Origin of the sequence: Agromyces sp. NPDC052230, from assembly GCF_040679595.1 — a bacterium.
Classification (GTDB): Bacteria; Actinomycetota; Actinomycetes; order Actinomycetales; family Microbacteriaceae; genus Agromyces.
The window spans coordinates 1-14,866 of the sequence record NZ_JBFAVC010000004.1 but is presented as its reverse complement, the minus strand read 5'-3'; the positions used below and the strand labels follow the sequence as shown (position 1 = coordinate 14,866).

12 protein-coding genes are annotated in these 14,866 nt (G+C 72.1%); 3 read left to right on the top strand and 9 right to left on the bottom strand.

Annotated elements, in window-relative coordinates:
- Nucleotides 1-20: 20 nt before the first annotated feature.
- The 8 genes from menC to AB0K73_RS10075 all read right to left on the bottom strand — a co-directional run bounded on the left by menC (nucleotide 21) and on the right by AB0K73_RS10075 (nucleotide 8,357).
- Nucleotides 21-1,328, bottom strand: coding sequence for an o-succinylbenzoate synthase (gene menC / locus AB0K73_RS10110; protein WP_360512985.1), 1,308 nt, complete (start codon nucleotides 1,326-1,328; stop codon nucleotides 21-23).
- Nucleotides 1,328-2,173 carry a hypothetical protein gene (locus tag AB0K73_RS10105; protein ID WP_360512987.1) on the bottom strand — a complete coding sequence of 282 codons (846 nt, stop codon included), beginning with the start codon at nucleotides 2,171-2,173 and terminating at the stop codon, nucleotides 1,328-1,330. The genes menC and AB0K73_RS10105 overlap by 1 nt, the downstream gene beginning before the upstream one ends.
- Nucleotides 2,170-3,444 carry a saccharopine dehydrogenase C-terminal domain-containing protein gene (locus tag AB0K73_RS10100; RefSeq protein WP_360512989.1) on the bottom strand — a complete coding sequence of 425 codons (1,275 nt, stop codon included), beginning with the start codon at nucleotides 3,442-3,444 and terminating at the stop codon, nucleotides 2,170-2,172. Before AB0K73_RS10100 ends, AB0K73_RS10105 begins: the two co-directional genes overlap by 4 nt.
- A gap of 96 nt (nucleotides 3,445-3,540) precedes the next feature.
- A complete protein-coding gene (gene pucL, locus AB0K73_RS10095; protein ID WP_360512991.1) occupies nucleotides 3,541-4,452 on the bottom strand; it encodes a factor-independent urate hydroxylase in 912 nt (303 codons plus the stop codon).
- Nucleotides 4,453-4,454: 2 nt separating this feature from the next.
- Nucleotides 4,455-4,796 carry a hydroxyisourate hydrolase gene (gene uraH / locus AB0K73_RS10090; protein WP_360512994.1) on the bottom strand — a complete coding sequence of 114 codons (342 nt, stop codon included), beginning with the start codon at nucleotides 4,794-4,796 and terminating at the stop codon, nucleotides 4,455-4,457.
- The gene (allB, locus tag AB0K73_RS10085; protein ID WP_360512996.1) at nucleotides 4,793-6,223 is read right to left on the bottom strand and encodes an allantoinase AllB; all 1,431 of its coding nucleotides are present in this window, start codon (nucleotides 6,221-6,223) and stop codon (nucleotides 4,793-4,795) included. Before allB ends, uraH begins: the two co-directional genes overlap by 4 nt.
- Nucleotides 6,220-7,059 carry a bifunctional allantoicase/(S)-ureidoglycine aminohydrolase gene (locus tag AB0K73_RS10080; protein WP_360512998.1) on the bottom strand — a complete coding sequence of 280 codons (840 nt, stop codon included), beginning with the start codon at nucleotides 7,057-7,059 and terminating at the stop codon, nucleotides 6,220-6,222. Before AB0K73_RS10080 ends, allB begins: the two co-directional genes overlap by 4 nt.
- Nucleotides 7,056-8,357, bottom strand: coding sequence for an aldolase (locus tag AB0K73_RS10075; RefSeq protein ID WP_360513000.1), 1,302 nt, complete (start codon nucleotides 8,355-8,357; stop codon nucleotides 7,056-7,058). Before AB0K73_RS10075 ends, AB0K73_RS10080 begins: the two co-directional genes overlap by 4 nt.
- Before the next feature lie 86 nt (nucleotides 8,358-8,443).
- Here AB0K73_RS10075 and AB0K73_RS10070 point away from each other — a divergent pair, with 86 nt between their 5' ends.
- From AB0K73_RS10070 to xdhC, 3 genes are read left to right on the top strand one after another with little or no spacing between them, the layout of a single operon-like run.
- Entirely contained in the window at nucleotides 8,444-9,934 is a 1,491-nt protein-coding gene (locus AB0K73_RS10070) for an FAD binding domain-containing protein (protein WP_360513002.1), read from the top strand.
- Nucleotides 9,931-12,384 carry a xanthine dehydrogenase molybdopterin binding subunit gene (gene xdhB / locus AB0K73_RS10065; RefSeq protein ID WP_360513004.1) on the top strand — a complete coding sequence of 818 codons (2,454 nt, stop codon included), beginning with the start codon at nucleotides 9,931-9,933 and terminating at the stop codon, nucleotides 12,382-12,384. Before AB0K73_RS10070 ends, xdhB begins: the two co-directional genes overlap by 4 nt.
- Nucleotides 12,385-12,396: 12 nt before the next feature.
- Nucleotides 12,397-13,233 carry a xanthine dehydrogenase accessory protein XdhC gene (xdhC, locus tag AB0K73_RS10060; RefSeq protein ID WP_360513006.1) on the top strand — a complete coding sequence of 279 codons (837 nt, stop codon included), beginning with the start codon at nucleotides 12,397-12,399 and terminating at the stop codon, nucleotides 13,231-13,233.
- Nucleotides 13,234-13,382: 149 nt separating this feature from the next.
- Here the strand turns inward: xdhC and AB0K73_RS10055 are convergent, their stop codons facing one another.
- Nucleotides 13,383-14,726, bottom strand: a complete 1,344-nt coding sequence (locus tag AB0K73_RS10055) for a D-arabinono-1,4-lactone oxidase (protein ID WP_360513008.1) — start codon at nucleotides 14,724-14,726, stop codon at nucleotides 13,383-13,385.
- Nucleotides 14,727-14,866: the final 140 nt, after the last annotated feature.

The following is a 14,866-nucleotide window of genomic DNA, read 5'->3' as shown; positions in this document are numbered from 1 at the left end:
CGCCGATTCTGGCACCTTCGTCAGAGCGCGATGACCACGGGCTCCGCGGTCGCCCACTCGCGCACGAGTTCCTGGCGCACGGTGACGCCGGTGCCCGGGGCATCCGGAACCCTGAGCTGCCCGCGATGCTCGCCCTGGCCGAGCTCGAACGGCTCGGTGAGGTCCTCGGCGAAGTACCGCGACGAGGCCGACGTGTCTCCGGGCATGGTGAAGCCTGGCAGCGCGGCGAGTGCCACGTTGGCCGCGCGACCGACTCCCGTCTCGAGCATGCCGCCGCACCACACGGGCACGTCGCGGTCGCGGCACGCGTCGTGCACGCGCAGCGCCTCGAGGTAGCCCCCCATGCGGCCCGGCTTGATGTTCACGATGCTGGTCGCGCGCCGCTCGATCGCATCGATCGCGGTGGCCGTGTCGAGGATCGACTCGTCGAGGCACACGGGCGTCTCGCACGCCTCGGCGAGGCGCACGTGCGTGGCGAGGTCCTCCTCGGCGAAGGGCTGCTCGATGAGCAGGAGCCCGAACGCGTCGAGGCTCGCGAGCAGCGGGATGTCGTCGGCCGTGTAGGCGGTGTTCGCGTCGACCTGCAGGAGGCCGTCGCGGCCCATGAGCTCACGCACGGCGCCGACGGGCACGAGGTCCCAGCCGGGCTTGATCTTCAGCTTGATTCGGCGGTAGCCCTGCTCGAGGTACCCCGTGACCTCGTCGAGGAGCTCCTCGAGCGTGGGCGCGATACCGACCGACACGCCGCAGTCGACCCAGTCGCGCACGGCGCCGAAGCACTCGGCCATCGACCGGCCCTGCGTGCGCAGCTCCGCGTCGAGCACGGCGGCCTCAAGCGCGGCCTTGGCCATGCGATGGCCGGCGACGAAGGCGAGGGCCGGGGCGACGGATGCCGCGATCGGCACGCTGCCGATCGACGCCGCCGCTCCGACCGACGTCGGCCCCGGGGCATCCGGAACCTGCTGCTCGCGGTCGTCGACCCAGATGTCGGCCTCGTGCGCCGGGTCGTCGATGAGCACGCCCGACATGTGGCCGTCGTCTTCGACGTGAGCCGCCGGCGCTCGCAGCAGGGCGGGCGCGAGGTAGTGCTCGATGACGGATGCCGCACCGCCCACGTACTCCGACGAGTAGAACGGATCACGTCCCGCCACGCACTCGGCCCACCCCTCACCGGCGTCGGTCACGGCCCGCACGAGGAGCACCTCCCGCACCGTCTCGCGTCCGAACGAGGTCTCGAAGGGCCGCACGAGGGGCACCTCGAGGCGATGGAGCTCGATGCGCTCGAGGGTCGGGGTCGAAGTCGCGTTCGGGGTTTGGGTCGCGGCCATCATGCCTCCCGGTCGGGGTCGTCGTGGGTGAAGACGTAGTCGCCGTCGGCATCGAGCTCGACGCGGAGCGAGGCGTCGCGCGCGAGCACCGCGAATGCCTCGCGCGAGGCATCTCGCAGACGCATCGCCGTGTCGGGGTCCTCAGCGCGCACCCCCTCGTAGTCGGCTACGAGTGGGAGCCCGCCCTCGGCGCGCCAGTCCGGCACGGGACCTCGGGCGAGCGCCCTCGTGGTGCGGGGCGAGTCGAGCCGCCAGCGCACCTCGAATCGGTCGCTGCGGTCGGCGCCCGTGATGGCGTCGCGAAGTTCACCGTAGAAGTCGGGCAGGAAGGCCACGACCTCGGCGCCGAGACGCACGAGGTTCATGCGGGCGTTGCGTCGGATGAGCGGATCGTACGTCCACCGCATCTCCGTCACGCCATGCGCGAGGCAGACGACCCGCTGTCGCAGCTTCAGGGCGACGCCGATGCCGCGACCCCGGGCGGTCGGGTCGACGGCGTTCATGTGCGAGTGCACGTGGATTCCGCCCGACCAGCCGAGGAAGCCGAGGGTGGCGCCGAGGGGAATCGCTGGCGGCGGGGTTCGAGGCGCGTCCTTCGTCGGGCGCTCCTCGGCCCGCGGGACCGCCACGAGCAGTGTGTTCCCAGCGTGCTCGAGCGCCTGTACGGTCGCGCGGTCGGCGCCGCGTCCGACGCCCCACGTGGCCTCGAACCGGGCGAGCACGCCGTCGAGCTCGTCGATGCGCGCCGGGCGGGTGTCGATGCCCGCTCGTGCGTCTGCGGCATCCGCTGCCTGCTCGGCCTCGGTGACGATCGATGACGGCACCTCGGACACCGAGACGTTCACGCCGACCGATCCTCCATGTGCCAGGGCTGCCCGTAGCCGCCGAAGCGCTCGGGGCGCGCCATGAGTTCGAGGAACGGCGCGGCGTCGAACGCCTCAGGGCCCAGCACGCCGCGCCCCTGCCACTCGCCGGTGGCGAGCAGCTCGAGTGCGACGACGGGATTCAGGGCGGTCTGCCAGACGACGCACTGTGCGTCGTACTCGGCCATCGTCCACTCGTTGTCGCTCACGTGGTACAGGTACACCTCGCGCGGCGTGCCGTCGGTGCCCGTGCCGGTGACCCAGAGGCCGGCGCACGTCTTGCCCGTCATGCGCGGACCGATGGTCGCCGGGTCGGGCAGCGCCGCGGCCACGACATCGCGGGGCGCGACATGCACGGGACCGTCTTCGCTGCGCACCCGGATCGGGCTCGTCGAGTCGAGACCCAGCAGGTGCAGCGTACGCAGCACGATGATGAACTCGTCGCCGAGTCCGTACTTGAACGTGACGCGCTTCGCGTCCACCCAGCGCGGCATGAGGAGCACCTCCTCGTGCTCGACGTTGACGCACTCCACCGGCCCGATGCCCTCGGGGAAGACGAACACCTCGGGCTCCGAGAACGGCGGCGTGGTGTACCAGCCCCGCTCCTCCTCCCAGACGACGGGCGGGTTCAGGCACTCCTCGATCGTCGTCCAGATCGAGAACGACGGCGCGAAGATCTCGTTGCCCGCCTCGTCGCGCACCACGAGGTTGGCGCCGTCGCGCACGCCGAGCTCGTCGATCTCGCTGAAGAGGTGGTCGGCGGCGTAGCGGGCGAACACGTCGCTGAGCCCCGGCTCGACACCCATGCCGACGAGCGCGAGACGACCGGCCGCATCCCAGTCGGTGGTCTGCGCGAACTGATCGTCGCCGAGCTTCACGCCCGTCTGCGCGTAGGGGTCGGTCGGATGCGGCTCCGACAGGCTCATGGCCATGTCGACGTAGTCCGCCTCGGCGGCGAGCGCCCCCGCGAAGATCGCCGGCACGAACTTCGGCTCGACGGCGTTCATCACGTGGGTCGCCGCGTGCTCGCGGGCGACGGATGCCACGACCTCGGGGTCGCTCGCGTCGATTCGCGCCGTGGCGAACCGGACCGCGACGTCGTCGCCGTGCCGGGCCCGAATCCACTCGACCGTGCGCTCGGCCCTGGACACGTCGTAGTCGCTGACGACGAGGAGCTCGAAGAAGTCACGACGCGCCGCGATCTTCACGATGGCGTCTCCGACGCCTCCGGCGCCGACGAGGAGGATCCGCATCCCTCGACGCTATCGCGGCCGGCGCGGCGTGACGACCGTTCGCCCGGTGGAGGACGCCTGCGAATCGTCGTGGGACGGCAAATGGTCGTCGCGACGCTAGCAGAAGCCGGCGATGCCCTCCCAAGCGGCGGCCGGACTCGCGACACCCTCGCGCGCGACCGTCGCCTCGATGAGACCGTACGGGCGGTCGGCCGCGAAGAACACCTCGTTGGGGTTGTCGAGCCCGAACGGCGCGAGGTCGACGACGAAGTGGTGCTTGTTCGGCATCGAGAAGCGGATCTCGGCGATCTCGGGATGTGCCTCGAGCACCGCACGTCCCATCTCGAAGAGCGTCGCCTGCAGCCCCGGCGAGTACCTCGCCGCGAAGGCCTCGAGGAGCAGCGTCCGCACGCTCGCGTACGTCGCGTTGTAGTCGACGTCGGGTCGCCCGTAGCGCCATCTGGCGGCGACCTCCGTGGCCAGGATGCGGTCGGATGTCTCGGGCAGCGTCGTGTACCGGTCCTTCGGGTAGCCCTCGAACCCCGACCGGGTGGTCTTCAGCACCGTGAGCTCCTTGAGCCCGGCGACGACGTGCCGATCGGCACCGTCGGCGACGACGGCCGCCGTGCGCACCTCCTGCCCGGCGCGCACGAACGCGTGATCGTGCTCGGCTCCATCAACCGGGATGCGCTGCCACACGAACTGCTCGGCCTCCCAGCGCCCACCGGTCACCCACTCGAACGATCCCGTGAAGTGGTCGGCGAGCCGCAGCAGGAACGCCTCGGGTGAGCCGACGCCGTCGCGCGCGAACGCGAAGATCGTGTTCTTCTGGGTGTCGGTGGGCACGACGTGCGCGTTGTCGCCGGCCAGGTGCGCCGCCGCGAAGTCGCCGCGCAGCTGCGACGTGACGTTGAGGTCCTCGATCTCATGCCTGGTCGTGTCGCGCGTGACCTTGACCACGCGCACCTCGGCCTTGCCGTACCGGTTGGGTCCGAGGACGATGCGGTCGGATGCCGCGGACTCGGCCATGCTCAGCTCCCCCGGTAGGTGGAGTACGAGAACGGGCTGAGGAGGAGCGGCACGTGGACGTGTCGCCCGTCGTCGGTCACGAGGAACGTGACGACGGCCTCGGGGTAGAACGTCTCGACGTTCCGTGCGCGGAACCACGCCCCCGTGTCGAAGCGGATGCGGTACTCCCCCGCGGGCAGGTCGTCGCCGCCGAGCCGCATGATCCGGCCGTCGGCGTCGGTCGTGCCCTCGGCGAGCACCCGCCACGCGCTGCCGTCGCGCCCGGAGAGCTCGACGTGCATGCCCTCGGCGGGCACGCCGGTTGCGGCGTCGAGCACGTGCGTCGTGATCCTCGATCTCGTCATCTCGTCTCCGATCTCGTCGGCGCCCCCGCAGGCGCCGTCGTAGGCAACGTCGCAGGCGCCCGCCGCAGCAGCCGACCGCGCGGGGTCGCCCGGTCGACGGGCACGCCGGCCAGGTAGGTGGCGCGCACGACGCCGGTGAGCTCGCGTCCGTCGTACACGCACACCGGATGCCGGTGTTCGAGCGCCGCGGCGTCGACGATGAACGTCTCCTCGGGGGCGACGACGACGAGGTCGGCCGCGGCGCCCTCGGCGATGCGCCCCTTCCCGGTGAGCCCCACGCGACGGGCGGGCGCCCCCGACATCCACTCGACGACCTGCTCGAACCGGATGCCGCGACGACGCGCCTCGGTCCAGACGAGCGCCAGCCCGAGCTGGAGCGACGCGATGCCGCCCCACGCCTCGGCGAAGTCGCCGCCCGCGGCGGTCTTGAGCTCGGCGGGAGCCGGCGAGTGGTCGGAGACGATGAAGTCGATGATCCCGGCCTCGAGTCCCCGCCAGAGCGCGTCGCGATTGCCGGCCTCGCGGATCGGCGGGCAGCACTTGAAGGCGGTCGCGCCCGCCGGCACGTCCTCGGCGCAGAGCGCGAGGTAGTGCGGGCACGTCTCCACGGTGAGCCGCACCCCGTGGCGCTTCGCGGTCGCGATGCGGTCGAGCGCGTCGGCCGAGCTGAGGTGCAGGATGTGCGCCCGCACCCCCGTGCGCGCGGCACGCTCGATCACCGCCCCGATCGCCGCGCCTTCGGCCTCGCGCGGACGGGAGGCGAGGAAGTCGGCGTAGTCGGAACTGTGCGGATGCGGCGCACGCTCGATGAGGGCGGCGTCCTCGGCGTGCACGACGAGGAGCGAGTCGTCGGCGCCGGCGAGCACCGCCATGGCGCGCTCCATCTCGTCGGCCGTCACGGGCGGGAATTCGTCGACCCCCGAGTGCACGAGGAAGCACTTGAACCCGAACACGCCCGCCTCGGCGAGTGGCTCGAGGTCGGCGAGGTTGCCCGGAACGACTCCGCCCCAGAATCCGACGTCGACGAACACGCGGCCCTCGGCGACGCGGCGCTTCTCGTCGAGCGCCCCGATCGTGGTCGTCGGTGGGATGCAGTTGAGCGGCATGTCGATGATGGTCGTGACTCCGCCCGCGGCCGCTGCCCGGGTTGCGGTCGCGAAGCCCTCCCACTCGGTGCGACCGGGTTCGTTCACGTGCACGTGCGTGTCCACGAGCCCCGGGATGAGCACCTCGTCGGGACGGAATCGCGCAACGCGCGCACCCTCGAGCCCTGCTCCGAGCGGCGCGAGCTGCACGATCACGCCGTCGCGCACGCCGACCTCGGCGGGTACGAAGGCGCCGTCGATGAGCACCCGGTCACCCCGGATCACGAGGTCGAGGGCCGCGTCGTCGAGGGCCGCGTCATCGAAGCCCGAGGCATCCGTCATCGCGGCCCGCTCGGTCGAACGCCGCCGGTGAGCCGCACCTGGCGGTTCACGTCCTTGTAGAGGAGGTAGCGGAACGGCCCGGGGCCGCCCGCGTAGCAGGCCTGCGGGCAGAACGCGCGCAGCCACAGGAAGTCGCCCGCCTCGACCTCGACCCAGTCACCGTTCAGCCGGTAGACGCCCGTGCCCTCGAGCACGAAGATGCCGTGCTCCATGACGTGCGTCTCGGCGAACGGGATCTTGCCGCCCGGCTGGAACGTCACGATGTTCACGTGCATGTCGTGAGCGAGGTCGTCGGGGTCGACGAAACGCGATGTGGCCCAGGCGCCGTCGGTGTCGGGCATCGGCTGCGGCTCGACCGCGGCGTCGCTCGTGACGAACGAGGCGGGCAGCCGTACTCCGTCGACGGGCTCGTACGCCTTTCGGATCCAGTGGAAGCTCACGAACTCGGCGCCCTCGTTCGCGACCGACCACGGCGTGCCGGGTGCCAGGTAGGCGTAGCCGCCGGCCCCGAGCACGTGCGTCTCGCCCTCGATGGTGAGGGTGAGCTCGCCCGCCGTGACGAAGACGACGCCCTCGACGCCGAGCTCCTGCTCGGGTCGCTCGGCGCCGCCACCGGGGCCGATCTCGACGATGAGCTGAGCGAACGTCGTTGCGAACCCCGCGATCGGACGCGCGAGGATCCACGACCGGGTGTTGGTGAAGCCCGGCAGGTTGCTCGTCACGATGTCGCGCATCGCGCCCTTCGGGATGACCGTGTACGCCTCGGTGACGATCGCGCGGCCGGTGATGAGCTCGGCCTGATCGGGCAGGCCTCCCTGCGGCGTGAAGTAGCTCATGTCCTCCCCTTCGCGAGTCCCGGGTGGGCGAGCGCGGTGAGCGCGGCCTCGTCGAGACCGGTGTCGGCTGGGACCTCCGCCGGCGAGATCGCCCCGCATCGCACGCCCTGCAGCACGAACGCGGCGAGCGCGCGCACCGTGGCCGGTTCGTCGAGCACCGCGGCGGATGACGCGGCACCGGATGAGCCGGAACCGGCTCCGGAGCCGGATGCCCCGACCTGAGCCGCGAGCCGACCGGATGCCTCGGCGTACCCCTCGCGGTAGAACGCGTACGTCGCGAGGTACCGCGTCGGCAGCTGGTGCGGATGCAGGTCCCAGCCTTGGCCGAAGCCACGCTCGAGCGACCGGCGCACGAGTCGCGCGTGCAGCCGCCACGCATCGGCGGTGCGCTCGCCGATCGGCAGCACGTTCGTCGACCCATCGGAGAGCCGGATGCCGGTGCCTGCCACGGCGAGTTGCATGATGCCCTTGGCGAGGTCGGCGGAGGGATGCGCCATCGACTGGTACGGACCGGGGATCTGCAGCGACGCGCTGTAGTCGTACGTGCCGTAGTGCAGCCCGCTGATCCGTCGGGGCGCGGCGTGCGGCAACCGCGCGACCGGCGAGGTCCCGTCGGCGCCGAGCACGAGCTGGGGCGTCTCGACCTGCACCTCGAAGCGCAGTCTCCCGTCGGGCAGGCCGTGCGCACGCTCGAGCGCCGCGACGACCTCGGCCATCGCCTCGACCTGCGCGACGGTCGACACCTTCGGGAGGGTCAGCACGAGGCCGTCGGGCAGCCCGCCGTGCTCCACGAGGGCGGTCACGAACAGGTCGAGGGTGCGGATGCCTCGTGCCCGCGTCGCGGCCTCGAACGACTTGAACCGGATGCCGATGAACGGCGGCGCGAACCCCGCGCCCTCGGCGGCGACGACGCGCTTGGCGGCGCGCACGGCATCGGCGTCCTCGACGGTATCGCCGCGGTCGCCGTAGCCGTCTTCGAAGTCGATGCGCAGGTCCTCGATCGGTTCGCGTTCGAGCTTCGCCTGCACGTTCGGCGCGACCGCGGCCGCGAGTCCATCGTCGATCCCGGCGATGGCGGCGACGGCCTCGACGCCCCCGGCGTCGGCCACGGCGGCGAGCGCCGCCCGCCCCCACACGGCGGGGAGTTCGGGCGCATACCGGTCGGCGGGCACGTACACGGTGTGCACCGGCTGCCGCGAACCGTCATCGCCCGGATACGCGTGGGCGAGCAGCTCGTCGGTCTCGGCCAGCCGGGCATCGACGGCGGCGAGGTCGCGAGCGGTGAGCGCGGGGCGCATGCCTCATCTTCGCGCAGATGCGCACGTGGCGTAACCGGAACCCGCGGTGCGCCCCGGCGTAGACTCGCGAGACAAGGAGCTCGACCATGGATCACATCGCGGTGACGGTCAACGGGCGGCAACGCCCGTTGCGGGGCATCTCCGCGCACACGACGGCCCTCGACTGGCTGCGCGCGAACGGACTCACCGGGTCGAAGGAGGGCTGCGCCGAGGGCGAGTGCGGTGCGTGCGCGATGCTCGTCGCGACATCCGACGACCAGGGCGGCACGCGGTGGACGGCGGTCAACTCGTGCCTCGTGCCGGCAGCCGCCCTCGACGGTCAGGAGGTCGTCACGGCCGAGGGCCTCGGCACCCCCGAGCAGCTCCACCCCGTGCAGGCCGGACTCGCCGAGGCCGGCGGGTCGCAGTGCGGCTACTGCACCCCTGGCTTCGCGTGCAGCATGGCGGCCGAGTTCTACCGCGCCGATCGGGTGCCGGCAGAGCACGCGGATGCCCCGAGCCGAGCGGATGCCGCAGACCGACCGGAAGTCGCAGCCGACGCGACGCACGGACCGAACGGCTTCGACCTGCACGCCCTCAGTGGCAACCTCTGCCGGTGCACCGGCTATCGACCCATCCGCGACGCCGCCTACGCCCTCGGCGATCCCGGCGCCGACGACCCGCTCGCCGAGCGGCGCAGCCGGCCCGCGCCGGAACCCCGGGCGACCCTGCTCGAGGCCGGCGGCGAGCGCTTCATCCGGCCCTCCACCCTCGAGGAGGCGCTTCGGGTGCTCGCCGAGGAGCCCGCCGCCGTGGTCGTCGCGGGTTCGACCGACTGGGGCGTCGACGTCAATCTCCGAGGTCGACGAGCGACGCTCACGATCGCGATCGACCACCTCCCCGAACTCCGCGCCGTCACGTTCGGCGACGCCTCGGTCGAGATCGGCGCGGCCCTGCCGCTCACCGACGTCGAGCGCCGGCTCGACGGCCGGGTGCCGCTGCTCGGCGAACTCTTCCCGCAGTTCGCGTCGCCGCTCATCCGCAACCGGGCCACGATCGGCGGCAACCTCGGCACCGCCTCCCCGATCGGCGACACGGCGCCCGCGCTCCTCGCGCTGGAGGCACGGGTCGTGCTCGTGTCGGGCGACGGCGAGCGGGAGGTCGACCTCGCGGAGTACTTCACCGGGTACCGGGAGACGCTGCGGCGCCCCGACGAGCTCATCCACTCGGTGCGCATCCCGCTGCCAATCGCGCGGTTCACCGCGTTCCACAAGATCGCGAAGCGACGCTTCGACGACATCTCGAGCGTCGCCGTGGGCTTCGCCCTCGACCTCGACGGCGACGTCGTGGCATCGGCACGCATCGGGCTCGGCGGAGTGGCCGCGACGCCGCTGCGCGCCCGGGCGACGGAGGCGCTGCTGGCCGGACGCCCGTGGGACCTCGAGACGGTGCGGGACGCGGCATCCGTGCTGGCCGCGGAGGGCAGCCCCATGTCGGATCACCGAGCGAGCGCGGAGTACCGGTCGCGCATGCTCGGCACGGCCCTCGAGCGGCTCTACCGCACGCGGCCGATGACCGCCGCGGAGGTGCCCGCATGAGCGAACTCGCCGCACGCCCCGCGCACCCCGCGGTCGGCCAGCCCGTGCCGCACGAGAGTGCCGTGCTGCACACCACCGGCGCGGCCGTGTACACCGACGACCTCGCCGCACGCCGGAGCGACGTGCTCACGGCCTGGCCCGTGCAATCCGAGCACCCCCATGCGCGTGTGACGCTCGACGTGACCGAGGCGCTCACCGTGCCGGGCGTCGTGCGAGTACTCACGTCCGCCGACGTGCCGGGCGTCAACGACGCCGGGAGCGCCGGCGACGAGCCGCTGTTCCCCGACGAGGCGATGTTCCACGGGCACGCGCTGGCGTGGGTGCTGGGCGAGACGCCCGAGGCCGCACGCCTGGGCGCGGCCGCCGTGCGCGTGACGTACGAGACCCTCCCGTCGATCATCACCGTGGCGGAGGCGATCGAGGCCGGCTCGTTCCAGGGCATCCCCCGCACGATCCGGCGCGGCGACCCCGAGCGCGCCCTCGGTGACGCGCCACATGAGTTCGAAGGCACGACGCTCATCGGCGGCCAGGAGCATTTCTACCTCGAGACGCACGCCTCGCTCGCGCACGTCGACTCCGAGGGACAGGTGTTCGTCGAGTGCGGCACGCAGAACCCCACAGAGGCGCAGCACGTCATCGCGCACGTGCTCGGCGTTCCGAACAACCGGGTCACCGTGCAGTCCCTCCGCATGGGTGGCGGGTTCGGGGGCAAGGAGGTGCAGCCGCACGGGTTCGCCGCCGTCGCCGCCCTCGGCGCCGTCCTCACGGGGCGTCCGGTGCGCGTGCGGCTGACTCGCACGCAGGACCTCACGATGACCGGCAAGCGGCATCCGTTCCTTATCGAATGGAAGGCCGGATTCGACGACGAGGGGCACCTCATCGCCCTCGCGACGACACTGACCTCCGACGGCGGCTGGTGCCTCGATCTCTCGGAGCCCGTGACGGCCCGCGCCCTCATGCACGTCGACAACGCGTACTGGATCCCGAACGTGGTCATCCAGGGCCGCATCGCGAAGACGCACAAGACCTCGCAGACGGCGTTCCGCGGCTTCGGCGGCCCGCAGGGCATGTTCGTGATCGAGGACATCCTCGGCCGGGTGGCGCCCCTCCTCCGCATCGACGCGCCCGCGCTCCGGGAGCGGAACTTCTACGTCTCCGGTCAGACCACGCCGTACGGACAACCCGTTCGCCACGCCGAGCGGCTGCACGAGGTGTGGACCCGGCTGCTCCGCGAGAGCGCGTTCGACGAACGCCGCGGGCAGGTCGCCGCGTTCAACGCCGAGCACGCCGACTCCAAGCGCGCCCTCGCCATCACGCCCGTGAAGTTCGGCATCTCGTTCACGCTGACGTCCTACAACCAGGCGGGCGCCCTCGTGCACGTCTACACCGACGGCTCGGTCCTCATCAACCACGGCGGCACCGAGATGGGACAGGGCCTGCACACGAAGATGCTGCAGGTCGCCGCCACGGCCCTCGGCGTGCCCGCGGAGACGGTACGCCTGGCACCCACCCGCACCGACAAGGTGCCGAACACGTCGGCGACGGCGGCCTCGTCTGGCGCCGACCTCAACGGCGGCGCGATCAAGGATGCCTGCGAGCAGATCCGGGCGCGGCTCGCCGCCGTCGCCGGGCGGATGCTCGGCGTCGACGCGCGCGACGTGCGGTTCTCGCGTGGCCGGGTCTCGGGCCTCGGCACCACGGGCCCGTCGGTGACGTTCGCCGAGGTGGTCGGGGCCGCCTACGATCAGCGCGTGCAGCTGTTCGCCGCCGGGTATTTCCGCACCGAGGGGCTGCACTGGGACACCGAGGCGATGCAGGGGTCGCCGTTCAAGTACTTCGCCTACGGCGCCGCCGCGAGCGAGGTCGAGGTCGATGGGTTCACGGGCGAGTACCGTCTCCGTCGCGTGGACATCGTGCACGACGTGGGCGACTCCCTCTCGCCGATCGTCGACCTCGGCCAGGTCGAGGGCGGTTTCGTGCAGGGTGCCGGCTGGCTCACCCTCGAGGATCTCCGTTGGGACGAGACCGACGGCCCCGGCCGCGGGCGCCTGCTCACGCAGTCGGCGAGCACCTACAAGCTGCCGAGCTTCTCGGAGATGCCCGAGGTGCTCAATGTGCACTTCTTCGAGCGGGCCACGGAAGACGGCGTGGTCTACGGCTCGAAGGCCGTGGGCGAGCCGCCGCTCATGCTCGCGTTCAGCGTGCGCGAGGCGTTGCGGCAGGCGGTCGCCGCGTTCGCGCGACCCGGATACAGCGTCGATCTCGCGTCGCCAGCCACCCCCGAGGCGGTGTTCTGGGCGATCGAGGCGGCGCGGCGTGCCGGTCGTCCGTCCGAGAGCGCGGGAGACGGCGCAGCCGGAGACGGCGCTCATGGCGGTGAGCGAGCGGATGCCTCGGGGCGCGGGACTGCGGCCGACGCCGAACGCCCGCTCGTACCCTTCGACCGCTGACCGGGAGGCCACGTGGACTGGGTGGATGCCGTGCAGCGCCTCCGGGCGCAGCGCACGCCGTCGGTGCTCGTCACCCTCGCCATGGTGCGCGGGCACGCACCGCGCAACGGCGGCGCCAAGATGGTGGTGGCTGCCGACGAGCTGTTCGGCACCGTCGGCGGCGGCAACCTCGAAGCCACGGCGATCGCTCGCGCCCGCGAGCTGCTCGCCGACGGGGCATCCGAACCCGAACTGCTGACGCTGACCCTGAGCGACAAGACCACGACCGAATACGGCGTGCAGTGCTGCGGAGGAGAGGTCACCATGCTGCTGGAACCGGTGCGCGTCGTGCCGACGGTCGCGATCTTCGGGCTCGGCCACGTCGGGCTTGAGCTCACGCGGATCCTCGCCCGGCAGCCGATGCGACTCGACCTCGTCGACTCTCGGTCGGAGATGGTCGGCCCCGGACGTCTCGGGGTGCCCGGCGGGCGCGGCATCCTCGCCGACGCGGTCGCCGACGTGCACGTGCATCACCTTCCCGTGCCGGAGTCGGCGCTCGCCGACCTGCCGCCGGGCGCGCACGTGCTCATCATGACCCACGACCACGTCGAGGACCTCGCGATCTGCGACACCGCGCTGCGCACCGACGGACTCGCGTCGATCGGACTCATCGGCTCGCGCTCGAAGTGGGCGCGATTCCGGCAGCAGCTCGGCGAAGCCGGACACGACGAGGCGGCGCTCGCGCGCGTGACAACACCCATCGGCATCGCCGGCATCCGCTCGAAGGACCCGGCCGCGATCGCCGTGAGCGTGGCCGCCCGCGTGCTGCAGCTCGTGGAGGAGACGGCCGCGAAGCTCCCCGCCGGATGACGTCGGGGTCAGCGCTCGTCAGCGCTCGTCAGCGTGCGCGGGCAGGACCACGGTGCTGCGGAGGTGCTCGTACACGATCGACGTGCGCACGTCGGCGGCCTGGGCCTGATGCGCTGACCTCCCCTCACGGCGACGCCGAGGTGGGGAGCTCAGAGCCCGATGCGCTCCAGGAACGCGTTCCGCAGCCGGCCCTCGGGGTCGAACCGCGCCCGTAACGACGTGAAGTCGTCGAAGCGCGGGAAGCGGCGGCGCAGCTCCTCACCGGGCAGCGTGAAGAGCTTTCCCCAGTGCGGACGCGCCGTCGCCGGCAACGCGGCCTCGAGCTCGGGCAGCAGGGCGCTGACGGCGAGCTGGTCGGGCTTCCACGTGAAGTGCACCGCAACCACGTCGGTGCCGCAGGCGGGACTCAGCCAGAGGTCGTCGGCGCGCACCGTGCGCACCTCGCACACCTGCAGCAGCGGCGCGATGCGGTCGGCGAGGGAACGCACCGCCTCGATCGCCGCGACCGCATCGGTACGCGGCACGAGGTACTCCGACTGCAACTCCTCCCCCGCCGACGGCGTGAACTCGAGCCGGAAGTGCGGCAGGCGCTCGTGCCATGGCCCCGCTGCACCGAGTTGCGGCGTGCAGGCGTCGGCGGGAATGCCGATGATCGGATGTCTCGGCACCGTCGCCGCGCGGGCGCCGAGGCGCGCGACGACCGCGTCACGCTGCGCCGCGGCATCCGCGTCGATCGGAAGGCGCTGCTTGACCCAGAGCTGGTCGGCGACGTCGGTGCGTGCCCAGGTCGTGAAGATGCTGACGCTTGTGCCGAGCGTGGTGACCGCGTCGAGATCGTCGAGGATGGCGTCCCACGCGGGCCCCTCGAACACGATCTGCGCGACGTCGTACGTCGGCTCGACGTCGAGCTCGAGGGCGGTGACGAGCCCGAGCGCTCCGAGATGCACGACGGCGCCCGCGAAGTCGGCGTCGCCGCGCCGCAGGAGGCGGTGCTCGCCGTCGGGGGTCATGAATCCGATCGCGCGCACGGCGGTCGCGAGGGAGCCGATGCCGTCGCCCGAGCCGTGCGTTCCGGTCGCGATCGCACCCGCCACGGAGATGTGCGGCAGCGACGCGAGGTTCGCGAGGGCGAGCCCGCGTTCGTGCAGCCACGGCGCGAGGTCGCCGTAGCGGAGGCCGCCGGTCAGCCGCACCACACCCCGCGCGCTGCCCGAGTCGAGGTGCGTCGGCATCCGGTCGGTCGCGATGAGCGTGCCCTCGGTGTCGGCGAGGTCGTTGAAGGAGTGCCGCGTACCGAGGAATCGGACCGGCCCGCCTTCCGCGAAGATGCGCCGCACCTCGTCGACCGTCTCGGGGTGCACCACGCGCGCGGCACGATATGCGAGGTTCCCGGCCCAGTTGCGTCGCTCGGCCGCGTCACCGGGTTCGGTGGAATCGGGAGCGCCGCCCGCGGCGCCGCCCGCGGCGGGCGCGCGAAATGCTGGGCCACTCATGCGTTCTCTCACGGGTCGTGCACGGGACATCCGTCATCCTCCCATTCCCGTGGTGCGGATCCCATGATGACCGGACGCGGTGCGGCGGCATGGACGACCGCCGCACCGCGACCGGGAACGCCCGTGCCTCGACGACCCGG

What these genes read in the sequence shown, in the direction of transcription:
- AB0K73_RS10075 (WP_360513000.1), bottom strand. Translation starts at nt 8,357, where the DNA reads ATGCGCCCCGCGCTCACCGCTCGCGACCTCGCCGCCGTCGATGCCCGG.
- AB0K73_RS10070 (WP_360513002.1), top strand. Translation starts at nt 8,444, where the DNA reads ATGGATCACATCGCGGTGACGGTCAACGGGCGGCAACGCCCGTTGCGG.
- uraH (WP_360512994.1), bottom strand. Translation starts at nt 4,796, where the DNA reads ATGACGAGATCGAGGATCACGACGCACGTGCTCGACGCCGCAACCGGC.
- allB (WP_360512996.1), bottom strand. Translation starts at nt 6,223, where the DNA reads ATGACGGATGCCTCGGGCTTCGATGACGCGGCCCTCGACGACGCGGCC.
- AB0K73_RS10100 (WP_360512989.1), bottom strand. Translation starts at nt 3,444, where the DNA reads ATGCGGATCCTCCTCGTCGGCGCCGGAGGCGTCGGAGACGCCATCGTG.
- AB0K73_RS10055 (WP_360513008.1), bottom strand. Translation starts at nt 14,726, where the DNA reads ATGAGTGGCCCAGCATTTCGCGCGCCCGCCGCGGGCGGCGCCGCGGGC.
- AB0K73_RS10080 (WP_360512998.1), bottom strand. Translation starts at nt 7,059, where the DNA reads ATGAGCTACTTCACGCCGCAGGGAGGCCTGCCCGATCAGGCCGAGCTC.
- menC (WP_360512985.1), bottom strand. Translation starts at nt 1,328, where the DNA reads ATGGCCGCGACCCAAACCCCGAACGCGACTTCGACCCCGACCCTCGAG.
- xdhB (WP_360513004.1), top strand. Translation starts at nt 9,931, where the DNA reads ATGAGCGAACTCGCCGCACGCCCCGCGCACCCCGCGGTCGGCCAGCCC.
- pucL (WP_360512991.1), bottom strand. Translation starts at nt 4,452, where the DNA reads ATGGCCGAGTCCGCGGCATCCGACCGCATCGTCCTCGGACCCAACCGG.